The 15,573-nt window shown below is 65.9% G+C and carries 12 protein-coding genes; 1 reads left to right on the top strand and 11 read right to left on the bottom strand.

The window, feature by feature from the left end:
* Positions 1-266: 266 nt before the first annotated feature.
* From hemG to LPW30_RS13470, 11 genes are all read right to left on the bottom strand, one after another.
* Positions 267-1,607: a protoporphyrinogen oxidase gene (gene hemG / locus LPW30_RS13520; RefSeq protein ID WP_239681124.1), complete on the bottom strand. Its 1,341-nt coding sequence runs from the start codon at positions 1,605-1,607 to the stop codon at positions 267-269.
* 68 nt (positions 1,608-1,675) lie between these two features.
* Complete coding sequence (gene ubiE / locus LPW30_RS13515; RefSeq protein ID WP_239681123.1) at positions 1,676-2,386, bottom strand: bifunctional demethylmenaquinone methyltransferase/2-methoxy-6-polyprenyl-1,4-benzoquinol methylase UbiE; 711 nt, start codon at positions 2,384-2,386, stop codon at positions 1,676-1,678.
* Between the two features lie 37 nt (positions 2,387-2,423).
* On the bottom strand, positions 2,424-2,897 hold the full coding sequence (locus LPW30_RS13510; RefSeq protein WP_238625394.1) for an SRPBCC family protein: 474 nt from the start codon (positions 2,895-2,897) through the stop codon (positions 2,424-2,426).
* 89 nt (positions 2,898-2,986) lie between these two features.
* Positions 2,987-4,477 carry a DUF2867 domain-containing protein gene (locus LPW30_RS13505; RefSeq protein ID WP_239681122.1) on the bottom strand — a complete coding sequence of 497 codons (1,491 nt, stop codon included), beginning with the start codon at positions 4,475-4,477 and terminating at the stop codon, positions 2,987-2,989.
* 145 nt (positions 4,478-4,622) lie between these two features.
* On the bottom strand, positions 4,623-5,057 hold the full coding sequence (locus tag LPW30_RS13500) for a hotdog fold thioesterase (protein WP_239681121.1): 435 nt from the start codon (positions 5,055-5,057) through the stop codon (positions 4,623-4,625).
* A gap of 11 nt (positions 5,058-5,068) precedes the next feature.
* A complete protein-coding gene (locus LPW30_RS13495) occupies positions 5,069-6,499 on the bottom strand; it encodes an AMP-binding protein (protein ID WP_239681120.1) in 1,431 nt (476 codons plus the stop codon).
* A complete protein-coding gene (gene menC, locus LPW30_RS13490; protein ID WP_239681119.1) occupies positions 6,496-7,512 on the bottom strand; it encodes an o-succinylbenzoate synthase in 1,017 nt (338 codons plus the stop codon). Before menC ends, LPW30_RS13495 begins: the two co-directional genes overlap by 4 nt.
* Positions 7,513-7,720: 208 nt before the next feature.
* Positions 7,721-8,572 carry a 1,4-dihydroxy-2-naphthoyl-CoA synthase gene (gene menB, locus LPW30_RS13485; protein ID WP_025280680.1) on the bottom strand — a complete coding sequence of 284 codons (852 nt, stop codon included), beginning with the start codon at positions 8,570-8,572 and terminating at the stop codon, positions 7,721-7,723.
* On the bottom strand, positions 8,569-9,354 hold the full coding sequence (gene menH / locus LPW30_RS13480) for a 2-succinyl-6-hydroxy-2,4-cyclohexadiene-1-carboxylate synthase (RefSeq protein WP_239681118.1): 786 nt from the start codon (positions 9,352-9,354) through the stop codon (positions 8,569-8,571). Before menH ends, menB begins: the two co-directional genes overlap by 4 nt.
* Positions 9,355-9,489: 135 nt before the next feature.
* A complete protein-coding gene (gene menD / locus LPW30_RS13475; RefSeq protein WP_239681117.1) occupies positions 9,490-11,184 on the bottom strand; it encodes a 2-succinyl-5-enolpyruvyl-6-hydroxy-3-cyclohexene-1-carboxylic-acid synthase in 1,695 nt (564 codons plus the stop codon).
* Positions 11,185-11,192: 8 nt separating this feature from the next.
* Positions 11,193-12,680 (bottom strand): isochorismate synthase, encoded by a 1,488-nt coding sequence (locus LPW30_RS13470; RefSeq protein ID WP_239681116.1) that lies wholly within the window; start codon positions 12,678-12,680, stop codon positions 11,193-11,195.
* Between the two features lie 317 nt (positions 12,681-12,997).
* Between LPW30_RS13470 and clpB the strand changes: the two genes are divergently transcribed.
* Entirely contained in the window at positions 12,998-15,562 is a 2,565-nt protein-coding gene (clpB, locus tag LPW30_RS13465; RefSeq protein WP_025280683.1) for an ATP-dependent chaperone ClpB, read from the top strand.
* Positions 15,563-15,573 lie beyond the last annotated feature (11 nt).

Here is a 15,573-nt window from a genome sequence, read left to right as displayed (position 1 = left end):
CGAGGGGAGAAGGGAGCCAGAATAGGCTACTCTCCGTCCACGGAGAAAGGGAGCCAGAATAGGCTACTGTCCGTCCGGGAGGAGAAAGGCGCCAGGAACAAGCCACTCTCCGTCCACGGGGAAAAGGGAACCAGAATAAGCCCCTCTCCCCCCTCAAGGGGGCCAGAATAAACCCCTGCCCCCCTTGAGGGGGGAGCCAGAATAAGCCCCTCTCCCCCTTGGGGGAGAGGGGGTGGGGTGAGGGGCGGGGGGGCACTGGCCTCCGATTAGGTGGCTCGACCTACCAGAGCCGCTGTCTCGGCGGTGAGGCGACCATTGCGGACGCAGTCGTTCATGGCGATGCCACGGAAGGCGTTGCCTGTCAGGTGCAGGCCTCGGTGCTGGCCGGCGCGTTCCATGATGCGATCCACTGCGGCGATATGCCCCACCGGATAGCCGGGCAGACCCTTGGGCCAGCGTTTCACGATGGTGGCGTCCGGGGCCTTGTCGATGCCCAGGGCTTTGACCAGCCCCTCGCGGGATTCCTGGATGAGGGTCTCGGGATCCTGGTCGACCTTGTGGGGCGCGCGCTGGCCACCGAGCATGACGCGAATGCTCTTCATGCCTTTGGGTGCCCTATCAGGGAAAATGCTGCTATCCCAGAGTACGCCCAGGAAAGGCAGCGGCGCCTTGGCGGTGGTGAGAAGGCCGAAGCCGTCCAGCGGGTGATCCAGTTCCTTCCAGCCGAAGCCGACGACAGCGATCGGTGAATAGTCCAGTGCGTCCAGCTGACGAGACAATTCAGGATCCAGGTCGGAGAGCATGGGGGCCGCCGCATAGGCGGGGACTGCCATGATGATCTGGTCGAAATCGTGTGTCTGGCCGCCCACTGCGAGCTGATAGCCGGTCTCTGTGGCGGTGACCTTGTCCACGGGGTGTCCCGTATGCCACTGGGCCTTGATCCTGGATTGGAGGTGGTCGACGATGGTGTTCATGCCCCCCTTGAAGCTCATCAGCACGCCGCCAGGACCGGCGCTTTGCTTGCGGCGCTTGATCATGCCCTTGAACAGCCCGCCATGCTCTTTTTCCAGGGAGGCCACGAGAGGAAAGGCGGCCTGCACGGAAACTCGGTCGGCGGTGGTGCCGTAAATGCCGGCGGTCATGGCATCCAGGAAGACATCGGTGAAGGCCTTGCCGAGGCGGCGATAGCCGAAGGACTGGAGGGTCTCGTCACTGTCGTCCTTTTTGGCGGGAGTGAACACCTCGCCGGCCACGCGCAGTTTCTGCGGGGCGGTCAGCAGGCCGGACTTGAGGAACTTGCCGGGGCTGTCGGGGAAGGGATGCATGGCGTCGGTGTAGATGAAGCGCTTGCGGGCGGCGTCCTCACTGCGCATGAGCAGGTGCGAGCCCTCGCAGTCTTCCACCAGCTTGAGCATGTCCGGCTTGTTGCTGAGAAAGCCGTTACCGCCCTCCTCGAACAGGAAGCCTTCCTTGTTCACCGTGTGCATCGTGCCGCCCAGGTGGTTGTTGGCTTCGAAGATGTGCAGTTCCGCATCGCTTCTGGAGCGATTGAAGTAGAAGGCTGTGCTCAGGCCGCTGATGCCGGCCCCGATGATTGCCACTCGCATGAGCGAATTCTCCGTGGATGATTGAATCGGTGATGAGGTGATTCAGAAAGGCAGGCCGGTGTGGACACTCAGCCCGGCTTGCGGGCGATGAAGCGCGTGGAGATGCCGAAGGTGTCGTCCTTGACCTGCACGATCTCGAAGCCAGCGGTGGTGAGTTTTTCCACCAGTTGCTCCGTGCTGAAGAAGGCCTGGATGGATTCCGGCAGGTAGGTGTAGGCCTGGTTGTCCTTGGAGATCATGGCGCCCACCTTGGGCAGTACCTTGTTCATGTACAGGCGGCTCATGCGATCCATGAGGGTGGATTCCGGGTGACTCATGAATTCCAGGATGAGGACATGGCCGCCCGGTTCCAGCACCCGATGGAACTCCTTCAGTGCACCATCCACGTCCACCACGTTGCGGATGCCGTAGCTGATGCTCACCATGTCGGCGCTGTTGTCCTCCAGGGGCAGAGCGTTGGCCTGTGCCTCCTGGAAGTCGGCGTTCTTCACCTTGCGGCGGGCAAGGGTGAGCATGCCGATGGCGGGGTCCAGGCCGGTGGCGCGTTCGATGGGGGTACCGCTGGCCTTGCCCGCTTCCCGCCAGAACAGGATCAGGTCCCCCGTGCCCGTGGCCACGTCCACCAGGTGCTTCACCGGCCGGCCGTGGGCCTTGAGGGCCGCCAGGCAGCCATTGCGGCGCCAGCGACGGTCCACCCCGAAACTCAGGATGCGGTTGAGCCGGTCATAGGTCGGCGAGATGTCATTGAACATCTGGATGATGCGTTGCTGCTTTTCCATTCAGGGGTATCCCTTGGGATCTTGGCCCGGAGAGGCTTCAGTTTTGCCGGGGTGTTTCGATGTTCCCTGCCTGGGCCGATGTGTTTTTGGCTTGATCCTCGATCAGTGCCCGGCGCACGCGCTCGAAGGCCTGACCGCTGATGTGATGCACCAGGGGGCGGGCGGCCCGCCCCACGGTCTTGTCCAGCAGACGATTGTGCAGATGATACTCGATCGACAGTTTCACCCGCGTGCCCCCGGGGACGGGGCTCAGACGGTAGCGGCCGGTGTTGCGGATGCCGCTGAGCGACTTCCAGGTCAGTCGGTGGGGAGGCTCTTCTTCAACGATGGCCACATCCCAACTGAACACCATGCCATTGGCCCGGACCTTCCAACGGTAGGTGGTGTCATTGAGCGGCGTGACCGACTCCACCGCGTCGGCATAACGCGGAAACTCGTCCACCCGGCGGATCAGGGCAAAGACTTCATCCGGTTCCGCCGGGAAGATCATGTCGTGATCGATGACCGGCATGGTGATTACCCCCGTGGGCTTGCTTGTGGTGCGGTAGCGGCCGAGTATGCACGATGACGCAAGGGTTATGTCAAAGACGGCCCCGGGGGTCAAGTGCTTGCACGGGCTGCGGTTTCCGCCTGCCGGGCGATGCCTTGAGCCATGCCGGTGAACACGAAAAGATGTGCCGGGGCCATGGCATACCAGTAGAGCAGCCCCCACACTCCGGCGGGGTGCCAGTAGTTGGTCACGTTGATGCGGGTACCGTTCCCCTCCGGCGCCAGATCAATTTCCAGAACGCCGGCCCCCGGCACCCGCATGCCGAAGCCCAGGGTGAGGCGCCGCCCTGGTTCCAGCCCAACCACGCGCCAGGAGTCCACCATGTCGCCCACCCGTAGTTCCGTGGGATGGCGACGGCCGTAATTGCGACCGGGGCCACCCAGCATCCAGTCGGTGACTTCGCGGATCTTCCACAGCGGGTTGTAGGCGAAATACCGGTTTCCGCCGCCAATGGCGGTCACCACGGACCAGACCGACTCCACGGGCGCATCGGCCACAGCGGAGCCGCCGGCCGTCTTGGCGTAATAGCTGTAGTCCAGCCGGTAGTCCCGGAACATGAATGCGCCCTCGGTCCAGCGGGCGGCCAGGGCATTTTCCGCTTCGGCTTCGAAGGCCGCGCGCACGGCGCTGCGAAAATCCAGCAGGTCCTGGGGCATGAGGCGTCGGGTCTCTTCATCCTCGGCCACGTAGTTCTCCTTGAGGCCTTCCACCAGGGCTCGGGCGATGGAGGTGGGTACCGAGGTGACCAGACGCAGCCAGTAGGAGGAAAGCTTGGGCGACAGCAGGGGGACGGGAATGATCAGCGGTGGCTTGCGACCCGCCTCCTCGGCCAGGATCTGCATCATGCGTCCGTAGGTGAGGTACTCCGGTCCCCCAGTGTCCAGGATGCGACCGGCGGCTTCCGGTACATCCGGGGCCCGCTGCAGGTATTCCAGCAGGTTGTCCAGGGCGATGGGGGGTGAGGTGCGCGAGACCCACTTGGGTGTGATCATCACCGGCAGGTGCAGCACCAGATCCCGCATCACCTCGAAGGCGGCGGAGCCGGGGCCCACGATGATGCCGGCCCGCAGTTCGGTCACTGGCACCGGGCCGCGGCGCAGTTCATCCCCGGTCTGACGCCGTGAGACGATGTGTTCGCTGCGGGCGGAGGCCGGGGCCAGCCCGCCCAGATAGACGATGCGCTGCACGCCTGCATCGGCGGCAGCTTTTGCGAAGTGGCGGGCAGCCTGAACATCCAGTTGGCCGAAGGACTTCCCGGCCCCCATGGAGTGCACCAGATAATAGGCCGTGCTCACGCCCTCCAGTGCCGGGGCGAGTGTTTCGGGTTTGAGGGCGTCGGCGGCCACCAGCTCGGCTTCGTCCCAGCCTCGCGCCTGGAGTACGCTCAGGCGCCGCGAGCAGGCCCGCACTCGGGCCTTGCCGGAGGCCAGCAGCCGGGGAACCAGATTGGAGCCGATGTAGCCGCTGGCCCCGAAAACCAGCGTGATGGGGCGTGCATCCGGGTGACCCCCGTCCTGAGTCTGCTCGATGTTTGTGGCCATGAAAACCTCCCATTACCATGGTAGATAAGCCTCCCTTTGTGGGAGCGGGCCCCGCCCGCGAAGCCCATGCCAGTGAGGCCACAAGAGGTGACCCTACCCCCCATCGCGGCCAAGGGCCGCTCCCACAGGCGGTCTGGCGCCCGGATCATGCACTCCTGCTGCCGGCCGGTGCCTCCGTCAGCATGGTGGTGAGCCGGGCGATGCAGATCTCCCGGTCCTGATCATCCCGGATGCGGATCTCCCACACCTGCGTGCGACTGCCCACGTGCACCGGACGGGCGCAACCGGTCACCACACCCTGGCGGGCCGGTCGCAGGTGATTGGCATTGATCTCCAGGCCCACGGCCATGTATCCGGGCGCCGAGGCCAGGTGCGCCCCCACGCTGCCCAGGGTCTCGGCCAGGGCCACCGAGGCGCCGCCATGGAGCAGGCCAAAGGGTTGGCGGGTGCGCTCATCCACGGGCAGAGTGCCATAGATCGCATCATCGGTGATTTGGGTGATACGGATCCCCAGGGACTGCATCAGGGTGTCGCGGGTGATGTCGTTGAGGGCATCAAGATCGACAGGACGCTTCCACATGGACGGCTCTCTCACGGTGTCTCACCCTCAGGATACAGCACCTCGGCGCCTATGGCCCCTGCCCTTTGGGCCAGTTCCCGCCGTCTCACCTTCAGGCCGGCCTGGGCGGGCAGCGCCTGAAAGGCCACGGGCACCATGAACGGCGGTAACCGCTCCCGCAACCAGGCGCGCAGCACGCGGCTCTCCACCGGGGCGCGGACCGCCACGAAGGCCACGGGGCGTTGCCCGAACTCCGGGTCGGGACGGGGCACCACCACGGCCCTGGCCACATCCGAGTGCTGATGCAGGGCCTGCTCCACCGTCTCCGGCTGGATGTTCTCGCCACCGCTGATGAACTGATTGTCCAGGCGCCCGGTGATGCTGAGGGTCCGCTCATCCCAGCAGCCCAGATCCCGGGTACGGAACCACCCGTCGTCATCGGTGCCCGGGTCCGTTTCCCCGCCCCGCAGATAGCCCTTGAACAGGGTGGCGCCACGCACCAGGATCTCGCCCTTGCCGTCCACCCGGCATTGCCGATGATCCAGCACCTGAACCCGGCCATCGGGGCCCTGGTTCAGCACCTGGGAGGTCATTTCAGTGAGCCCGTAGCTCATCCAGCAGGGCAGCCCCCGGGCCCGCGCCGCCTCGAGCAGGGAGGGGCGCACGGGGCCCCCGCCCAGCAGGATCGCCTTGAGCCGGGGCAGCGGCCGCGCCTGCGCCAGCAGACGCTGCAATTGGGTCTCCACCATGGAGAGATGGGTCACGCCGGTGGCTGCCAGGTGATCCGCATCCTCGGCCCGCCCGCCCAGCACCAGGGAGGCGCCCCCCAGCAGACAACGGAACAGGATGGCCAGTCCGCCCACATGAAACAGGGGCAGCGAGAGCAGATAGCGGTCTCCCGGTCCCAGGGCAATGGCCCGATTGGCCCCTTCGGCGCTGAACACGTGGTTGGCATGGCTGTGCATGGCCACCTTGGGCTGACCGGTGGAGCCGGAGGTGAGCACGCCGGTGCGGACGTCATCGGCCGGGAATCGCCCGTGCAGCCCAGTGCGGACGGGGGGCGGGGAAGGATGAGGGGGCCCGGGGCCATCGACCCTGCCAGGTCCGGCCACCACCGCCCCTCCAGGTTCGGGAATGCGCCAGTCCAGGGCATGCGCCTCCATCAGGTCATCCACGGCCGCCGACGGCAGGGCCGGGTTCACTGGCAGCAGGCGTGCGCCCGCGCGCAGCACGGCGAAGACATCCACCAGGGTGTCCAGATTCCGGTCCGCGCTGAGGACAACCCATTGAAGGGATGCTACCCCCTGGGCCTGGAGTGATCGTGACCGCTCGGTCACCCGCGCCGACCATCGGGCAAACGTCAGGGGGGGCTGCCCGGGAAGGATCAGGGCCGCCTGACCGGGCCAGCGGCGGGCCGCTTCATCCAGCAGGCAGGGCAGTGTGTCATTGGCGGCAGGCGTCATGTCCAGTGCCCCAGGCAATGCAGGTGCTCACGTCCCAGCACCGGCCGGTCGGCATGTTCGGGCTGGCTGCGGATGGGTTCGATCAGGGCATGGGTGAAGGGATCGAAGGTGTCCAGACCCTGGGGACCCGTCAGCCCCCAGTGGACCGCCAGGCGGGTGTACAGATCCAGGGCGAGATTGCTCTCGTAGGCGGCGCTGAGCACCACGCCCAGCCCCCGCGCCCGGGCGGCCTGGACCCAGCTCTCGGCACGCCCAAGGCCGGTGAGCATGGGCTTGATCACCAGGGCCGCCAGGCCGGGGGTGTCTAGGTGGTCCTCCACGGCCTCGGGGGGGATTTCCCGCAGGGTCTCGTCCCAGGCCAGGGGCAGGCCGGTGGCGGCAAACCATTCTGCGTAGTCGCTGCCGGGCAGCAGGGGTTCTTCGATGAACGCCACGTGGCGGTGATCGATCCGCTGGCTCAGATCCCGGGCGGTGTCCAGCGTCCAGCTGCGATTGGCATCCAGGCGCAGCTGCTGGCCGTCCCGTAACTGTCGGCTGACATGCTGAATGCGCCGGGCATCCTCCGCTGCCGATGCTCGGCCCACCTTGAGCTTGATGCAGGCGTCATGCGGTGCAACCTCCAGATCGGCATTGTGGCGCAACAAACGGCAGCGGGGCAGTGGGCGGGCATCGGGCAGGGGGGTGGACCATTGCAGATGGCCGCTCTCCAGGCCGAAACGCACTTCGGCAGGAAGACTGGGTTGCCCCGGGTCCAGTCGGTCCTTCAGTGCACCCCCCGGGGCCTGCAGAAGTCGCTTCAAATGCTCAGTGCAGGTCTCCAGGTCATGATCGCTAAAACCTGGCAAGGGACTGATCTCGGACCAGATCACCGGTTGCTGCTCACCCTGCCACTCCAGGAGAAGTCCCTCCCGATGGGACAGGGTGCACGGGCCCAGGGCCAGGGGTTCCCGCAGGGGCAGGCGGTAGCGCCAGAGGGTGAGGCTGGCCAGGGCCTGATTGGAATTGGCGTTCATTTGTAGGCGTTGCCTCCCCTGTGTGAGTTGTCCTCTGTAGGAGCTGGCCTGCCAGCGATGCGCTGCGGAGTGGTGCCCTCAGGCCTGTGCCCGCCGCCATTCGCGGGCAAGGCCCGCTCCCACATGGGTCGATCCAGGGGTTGTGTCTGTCACCCTGCATGGGAGGGGGTTTTCGCAGTGGCGAGTTACCATGCAGAGAGGGGAGCACTCAGGGCTGGCGACGGAACTTGCCGAAGTCCGGCTTGCGCTTTTCCAGGTAGGCATTGCGGCCTTCCTGCCCCTCTTCGGTCATGTAGAAGAGCATGGTGGAATTGCCGGCCAGCTCCTGGATGCCCGCCTGGCCATCGGTGCCGGCATTGAAGGCGGACTTGAGCATGCGCAGTGCGATGGGTGAGTGCTCCAGGATCTGACGGCACCAGGCCACGGTCTCCTGCTCCAGCTGCTCCAGGGGCACCACGGTGTTCACCAGCCCCATGTCCAGGGCCTCCTGAGCGTTGTACTGGCGGCACAGGAACCAGATCTCCCGGGCCTTTTTCTGGCCCACCACGCTGGCCATGTAACTGGCACCGAAACCGCCGTCGAAGGAACCCACTTTGGGTCCGGTCTGACCGAAGCGGGCATTCTCGGCGGCGATGCTCAGGTCGCAGATCAGATGCAGCACATGCCCGCCACCGATGGCATACCCCGCGATCATGGCGATCACCGGCTTGGGGCAGGAACGGATGTCCTTCTGCAGGTCCAGCACATTCAGGTGGTGCACGCCCTGGTCATCCTTGTAACCGGAGTCGCCGCGCACCCGCTGATCGCCGCCGGAACAGAAGGCCAGATCCCCCTGGCCGGTCAGAATGATCACGCCGATGTTCTCGTCGAAGCGGGCGTCGGCCAGGGCCTGCTGCATCTCCTTGACGGTGAGCGGACGGAAGGCGTTGCGCACCTGGGGGCGGTTGATGGTGATCTTCGCGATGCCCTCGGCCTTGTGATAGAGGACATCCTGGAAGGAGTCACTGTGATCCTGCCAGTCGGCGGCGGGGATGATGCTGGAGGTGCTTGCTGTACTCATGGGCTGTGAATGCTCTTGGTAACGTTCTGCTGGCCGCAGCAGGTGCGATGAATGATGCGGGCCACCGTTTCCGGGGCCTCGGCGTGGCAGTTATGCCCCAGACCATCCAGTTTGACAAGTTCAAGGCCGGGGCAATCCCGGGCCCAGCGCTCGCCCAGGACGGTGAATTTTTCGTCCTGGGCCCCGGCGATGAAGGTGCGCGGGATGTCCAATCCTGCCACGCCCGGGATCAGCGAGGGCTGATGACCCAGGCTGGCGGCGCGCAGTGCATGGGCCAGCCGTTGCGGATCCTGGGGGGCGCGTGCCTGGATGAAGGCCCGGCGGCGGGCATCGTCCAGCGAGGCAAAGACCGGCTGGCGATACCAGGCATCCAGCACATCGGGCCAGGGGCCCTGTTCCAGGCGTCGGGCCCAGGTCTCGTCGTTGTCCAGGCGTGCCTGGCGGTCGGCGGCGCTGCTGAGTCCCGGGTGGGCGCCCTCCAGGACGAGTGCTGTCACCCGCTCGGGATGTCGGGCGGCCAGCCAGGCGGCTATACGCCCGCCCATGGAGTACCCGGCCAGGGCGAACCGTTCCGGCAGTTGTGCATGCAGTCCGGTCCAGACCTGTTCACAGTAGGCCCCGAATGGCGGGTTTGACCCGATGGGATCCAGGGGGGCGTCGCCATGCCCGGGCAGATCGGGGGCGATGCACTGAACCCCGGCAGGCAGATGACTGATCAGTGCCTTCCAGTCATCTCCGCGGCCCATGAAGCCATGCAACAGCACCAGGGTGAATGCACTCATCAGATAATGACCTCCAACCCACAGCAATACCCGTGGGAGCGGGCCTTGCCCGCGAAGATCGAAGCCCCCTCATCCGAATGGCCCCAACCCCCTTCGCGGCCAGGGGCCGCTCCCACAAGGGCTGCTCCTGAGGGCTCAGGGCTGGGGGGCTGCATCATCACGGATGGACTGGATCAGCCCCGACAAGGCCCGGCTGCCCCGGTCGGGTGGGAAGGTGAGTTCGATGAGCGTGGCGCCGGGGCGCTGGCAGGCCGCCTGGTAGGACTCGGCAAAGGCCTCGATATCCCTGGGGGCAGCATAGTTCAGGCAAAACTGGGCTGCGGCGTGCTGGAAACCCAGGCCATGGGGCAACTGGAACAGAGGCTGGAAGTGCTCGCCCTGGCTTTGGGCCGGCAGCAGGTTGAAGATCGCGCCACCGTCGTTGTTGAGCACGATGATCACCAGAGGGGACGGACTGCCCCGGGTCAAGGACAGGCTGTTGAGATCATGCAGCAGGGACAGATCCCCTAGCAGCAGGGTGAGGCCACCGGTGTGGTGCCGGGCAAAGCCTGCCGCCGTGGCCACCAGACCGTCGATGCCGCTGGCGCCTCGACTGGTCACGCAGCGTTGGCCAAGGCCCGGCTCGGCGACGGCGTCCAGCAGCCGGATGCTCAGGCTGTTGCCCGGGAACAGGGCCATGTCCTTGGGGAGCTCCTGGCTGAGTCGTCGGGCCACCGACAGTTCCGAGAAGGGCGCCCGGGTGGCCGCGTCCAGGCGCGGAGCGAGTGCCCGGGCCGCAGCCACCAGGCCGGTGTCCTCCTGCGGGGACAGGGTCAGCTGTGCGCACAGGGCAGGAATATCCGCCTGGATCGCGATGGCGCGACGCTCCGGGTCCAGGCAGCCGGAATGGGGGCTGACGAGCCAGTATTCGCCTGCAAACCTGGCCAGCCACTGGTTGAGCCGTTTACTGGTGATGCGCCCGCCGAACTGAATCACCTGCCTCAGACTCGCCAGTAGCCTCTGGCCATCGGGGCTGGCGGGCAGCAGGTCCGGGTAGGGCACGATACAGGGATGGTCGACCAGCCTGAGCTGGCTGCCAATGTCTGCCAGGACGGGTAGGTTGGACCGTTGGGCCAGTTCCAGCACCGCCTCGGCCTCATCGGTGTCCAGCTGCCCTGCCACCAGCGCCAGCGGGCCATGCAGGCGGGGCAGGGCCATGACCTCAGGGGCGGGCGTCGGGTCCGGAGGGTGACGCAGATCCGACAGCCAGGGGCCGAAGTCCGCCAGCTGCGAGGTACCGTACAGGGGCTCGCGAAACGGGGCATTGATATGTACCGGACCACCATCGGCGCCGCGCAGTGCCTGCAGGCATTGGTCCAGTTCCGCGCCCAGCCAGCCGGCGCTGATGGCGGTGTCTGGCGGTGGCAGGTTCAGTTGCGCGCGCACATGCAGGGCAAACAGGCCGGGCTGCTCGATGGCCTGATTGGCACCACAGTGGATCAACTCCGGTGGGCGGTCGGCGGTGAGGGCGATCAACGGCTGGTGAGTCTGAAAGGCCTCCACCAGGGCGGGATGCAGGTTGGGCACGGCCGTGCCGGACGTGGTGATGAGGGCCGTGGGCCGTCCGCTGGCCCGGGCCAGCCCCAGGGCGAGAAAGCCCAGGCCGCGTTCGTCGAAATGGGTGTGCAGGGACAGGTCGTCCCGGCGCTGCCCCAGACGCGCCGCCGCCAGGGCCAACGGGGCACTGCGACTCCCCGGGGCAATACAGAAATCCCGCACACCATGGGCATGCAGGCGCTCCAGGATCAGCCTCGCCCAGGCTTCGTTGACGTGACTGAAGGGTGCTCGCATCCCCGCCGTCAGGACCCCAGCACGGCCAGGAAGGACTCGATCTTGGCCTCCAGTTCGTTCCACTCCGCCTCTGGTGTTGAGCCTTCCACAATACCCACGCCGGAATAGCACAGCACCCGATTGCGCTCCACCAGGGCCGAACGGATGGCCACGGCAAACTCCGAACGCCGCGGTGAGATCATCCCCACCACGCCGCTGTACCAGCCCCGATGGGTGGTCTCCCGCCGGGCGATGAGTTCCTGGGCCTCCCGGCGCGGGAAGCCACAGACCGCGGGGGTGGGGTGCAGGGCCTTGAGCAGTTGATCATCCATCACACCGGGTCTGAGGGTGGCGCGGATGGGCAGGTAACGGTGCTGAATGCGATCCAGCTTCACCACGCCGGCCTCGGTGGGGCAGTCGGTGCAGGTCACCCAGGGGGCGATGCGATCGCGTACATAACGGGTGACCAGTTCGTGTTCATGGATCAGCTTGGGATCCCGCAGCAGCGTATGCTCCAGTTGGGCGTCTTCCTGTCGGCTGCGGCCGCGGCGCACGGTGCCCGCCAGGGATTCGGTGCACACCCGACGATCCTCGCGGCTGAACAGGCGCTCCGGCGAACAGCCCATGAAGAGCTTGTGCCCATGCTCCAGGGCAAAGCAGAAACTGCCGCCGTTGGTGTGGTGCCAGCGTTTGAGGGTCGCAAAACCGGGCAGCGGGTCATTGAGTTGCAATTCCACGCGGCGGGCCAGCACGGCCTTGTGAATACGCCCCTGCTGGATGTGTTCCAGAATATGCCGGATATGTCCCTGGCACTCGTCAAAGCTCATGTCATCCACGCGCCGGGTCACGCGGATGGGCCAGGGGGCGCTCGCCGGCCTGGGCGGCGTGAAACGCAGGCGACACAGTTCGGCGATCAGCCGGGTCTTGCGGCGCACGAATTCACGGCGGGTGCTGGCGCGCAGGTTCACCGCCAGCCGAAAGCCGCCATCCCATTGGCGCAACTCGATGGAAGGCAGCACGAAGCGGGCCGCTGGGAACTCATGCCATTCCCGCTCGCCGGAGCGGCCATCGAAGGCAAAACCACCCACGAAGGCGGTGTCCTGCTGGCCGATGATGTCGTTGATGCGCTCCAGCAGGTGATCGTAATCCTCGGCGGTATCGGCACTCAGTTCCGCCGCGGCACCGATACCGGCCAGGGTCAGGGTCTGTTCCCGATTCTGCCACAGGCACCGGGAGGCGCCGGGGTTGCTCTCCAGCCAGTGGAAGGGATCGACGGCGGGCACGGGCGTGGCTGCGTGCAGCAACTCGCCCTCGCGAAAGCGCCAGTTCTTGATCTCGTCCAGCAACTGACCCACGGCCCGCTCATGCGGGGATCGTGCGGGGGCGGGGAGTCCCGAGCGCGGCGCGGGCGTCCAGGTCTCGCGGGCCCAGTCACGGCCGACATCACGACTCAGCCCCGGGCGGTCCTGGCCCATGGACTGCTCGGGAGATGCCGGATGCTGGCTGGCTGATGACACGGGTAATCCTCTGAAAACGTGGCGCCTGCAGTGGTCATGGCCTGGGTCGCTTGCCTTGGCCGGCCGTGCGAGCATGACCTCGGCCCATCCGGGAGGTTTGAGGAGACGGGCCCAGTGTAAGAAGCGCCGACCCCAAGGGCTATGACGTAAATCAGTTCGATATGTTCCGTCACCGCTTTTTTGGCTCCGAAAAGTGGTGATCAGTTATGAAGCCCCAAGATCACCCCTTGGCCAAGGCGGTGCTTGAAAGGCCCGGCATGTGGCCCCATGTACAGTTGTAATCTGACACATCTCCAAGGGGTTTTGCCACTATGCGCATGGATAAATTCACCAGCAAGTTTCAAACGGCACTGGCCGACGCCCAGTCGCTGGCCGTGGGCCGTGATCACCAGATGATCGAGCCGGTGCACCTGATGATCGCCCTGCTGGACCAGGAGGGTGGCTCGGTGCGACCCCTGCTGTCCCAAGCGGGTGTGAACGTCAATCTGCTGCGCTCGCAACTGGGTGAGGCCCTGGAGCGCCTGCCCCAGGTTGAAGGTGCCGGCGGGGATGTGCACATCTCCAATGATCTGGGGCGACTGCTCAACCTGTGCGACAAGCTGGCCCAGTCCCGCAAGGATCAGTTCATCTCCTCGGAGCTCTTCGTCCTCGCCGCCCTGGAAGGCAAGGGGGCCCTCACGGACCTGCTGCACAAGGCCGGTGCCACCAAGGATGCGGTGAACAAGGCGGTGGACCAGTTGCGCGGCGGTCAGCGAGTGGACGATGCCAATGCCGAGGACCAGCGCAAGGCTCTGGAGAAATACACCATCGACCTCACCGAACGGGCCGAGCAGGGCAAGCTGGATCCGGTGATCGGCCGCGACGAGGAAATCCGTCGCACCATCCAGGTGCTGCAGCGGCGCACCAAGAACAACCCGGTGCTGATCGGCGAGCCCGGCGTGGGCAAGACCGCCATCGTCGAGGGCCTGGCCCAGCGCATCGTCAACGGCGAGGTGCCCGAGGGCCTCAAGGACCGCCGCGTGCTCTCCCTGGACATGGGGGCCCTGATCGCCGGCGCCAAGTTCCGGGGGGACTTCGAGGAGCGCCTCAAGGCGGTGCTCAGCGACCTGTCCAAGCAGGAGGGGCGGGTGATCCTGTTCATCGATGAGTTGCACACCATGGTGGGTGCCGGCAAGGCCGAAGGCTCCATGGATGCCGGCAACATGCTCAAGCCGGCCCTGGCCCGGGGCGAACTGCACTGCATCGGTGCCACCACCCTGGATGAATACCGCAAGTATGTGGAGAAGGATGCCGCCCTCGAGCGGCGCTTCCAGAAGGTGCTGGTGGAGGAACCCAACGTGGAGGACACCATCGCCATCCTGCGTGGCCTCAAGGAGCGTTATGAGGTGCATCACGGGGTGGAGATCACCGACCCGGCCATCGTCGCCGCCGCCACCCTCTCTCATCGCTACATCACCGACCGACAGTTGCCGGACAAGGCCATCGACCTGGTGGACGAGGCGGCCAGCCGCATCCGCATGGAGATCGACTCCAAGCCCGAGAGCATGGACCGCCTGGAGCGGCGCCTCATCCAGCTCAAGATCGAGCGCGAGGCCCTGAAGAAGGAATCCGACGAGGCCTCCCGCAAGCGCCTGGAGGCCCTGCAGGATGAGATCGATCGGGTGGAGCGGGAGTACTCCGACCAGGAGGAGGTCTGGAAGTCGGAGAAGGCCGCCCTGTCCGGCACCGCGGCCATCAAGGAGGAACTGGAGCGGGCCCGGGTGGAGCTGGATACCGCTCGCCGCGCCAGCGACCTGGGGCGCATGTCGGAGCTCCAGTACGGCAAGATCCCGGACCTGGAGCGCAGCCTGGAGATGGCTGCCCAGGCGGAGATGTCGGAGATGCGCCTGCTGCGCAACAAGGTATCCGATGAGGAGATCGCGGAAGTGGTGTCCCGCTGGACGGGCATCCCCGTCTCCAAGATGCTGGAAAGCGAGCGGGACAAGCTGCTGCGCATGGAGGAAAATATCACCCATCGTGTGGTGGGGCAGGACGAGGCGGTCAAGGCCGTCTCCAACGCCATCCGCCGCGCCCGGGCAGGGCTCTCGGACCCCAATCGGCCCAACGGCTCCTTCCTGTTCCTGGGCCCCACGGGGGTGGGCAAGACGGAACTCACCAAGGCGCTGGCCAATTTCCTGTTCGATACCGAGGAGTCCATGATCCGCATCGACATGTCGGAGTTCATGGAGAAACATTCGGTGGCCCGTCTGATCGGGGCACCCCCGGGCTATGTGGGCTACGAGGAAGGGGGCTATCTCACCGAGGCCGTGCGCCGCAAGCCCTTCTCGGTGATCCTGCTGGACGAGGTGGAGAAGGCCCACGCGGATGTCTTCAACGTGCTGCTGCAGGTGCTGGATGATGGCCGGCTCACCGACGGCCACGGGCGCACCGTGGATTTTCGCAACACGGTGATCGTCATGACCTCCAATCTGGGCTCACAGCTCATCCAGGAGATGGCCGGCGAGGAGCACTATGACCAGATGAAGTCGGCGGTGATGGAGGTGGTGGGCACCCACTTCCGCCCCGAGTTCATCAACCGGGTGGACGAGGTGGTGGTCTTCCATCCCCTGGGCCGCGAACAGATCCGCGCCATCACCCTGATCCAGCTGGACTATCTGCGCCAGCGGCTGGCGGAGCGGGATCTGTCCCTGGAGGTGAGCGATGCCGCCCTGGATCGCCTGGGCGAGGCGGGCTTCGACCCGGTGTACGGGGCGCGGCCGCTGAAGCGGGCCATCCAGCAGCAGCTGGAAAACGCCCTGGCACAGCGCATCCTCAAGGGGGACTACGGTCCCGGGGACGTGATCCGGGTGGATGTGACGGATGGACAATTGAGTTTCGCCTGAATTCGACGCTG

It is taken from the genome of Ectothiorhodospira variabilis (genome assembly GCF_022227625.1).
GTDB lineage: Bacteria > Pseudomonadota > Gammaproteobacteria > Ectothiorhodospirales > Ectothiorhodospiraceae > Ectothiorhodospira > Ectothiorhodospira haloalkaliphila.
Note: the sequence above shows the minus strand (reverse complement) of the source record. Positions and strands in the feature narration are given on the sequence as shown.

Excerpts from the sequence above, each read along its gene's own strand:
- LPW30_RS13510 (WP_238625394.1), bottom strand. The coding sequence starts at position 2,897 with ATGCCGGTCATCGATCACGACATGATCTTCCCGGCGGAACCGGATGAA.
- hemG (WP_239681124.1), bottom strand. The coding sequence starts at position 1,607 with ATGCGAGTGGCAATCATCGGGGCCGGCATCAGCGGCCTGAGCACAGCC.
- clpB (WP_025280683.1), top strand. The coding sequence starts at position 12,998 with ATGGATAAATTCACCAGCAAGTTTCAAACGGCACTGGCCGACGCCCAG.
- menH (WP_239681118.1), bottom strand. The coding sequence starts at position 9,354 with ATGAGTGCATTCACCCTGGTGCTGTTGCATGGCTTCATGGGCCGCGGA.
- LPW30_RS13495 (WP_239681120.1), bottom strand. The coding sequence starts at position 6,499 with ATGACGCCTGCCGCCAATGACACACTGCCCTGCCTGCTGGATGAAGCG.
- ubiE (WP_239681123.1), bottom strand. The coding sequence starts at position 2,386 with ATGGAAAAGCAGCAACGCATCATCCAGATGTTCAATGACATCTCGCCG.
- menC (WP_239681119.1), bottom strand. The coding sequence starts at position 7,512 with ATGAACGCCAATTCCAATCAGGCCCTGGCCAGCCTCACCCTCTGGCGC.
- LPW30_RS13505 (WP_239681122.1), bottom strand. The coding sequence starts at position 4,477 with ATGGCCACAAACATCGAGCAGACTCAGGACGGGGGTCACCCGGATGCA.
- menD (WP_239681117.1), bottom strand. The coding sequence starts at position 11,184 with ATGCGAGCACCCTTCAGTCACGTCAACGAAGCCTGGGCGAGGCTGATC.
- LPW30_RS13500 (WP_239681121.1), bottom strand. The coding sequence starts at position 5,057 with ATGTGGAAGCGTCCTGTCGATCTTGATGCCCTCAACGACATCACCCGC.
- menB (WP_025280680.1), bottom strand. The coding sequence starts at position 8,572 with ATGAGTACAGCAAGCACCTCCAGCATCATCCCCGCCGCCGACTGGCAG.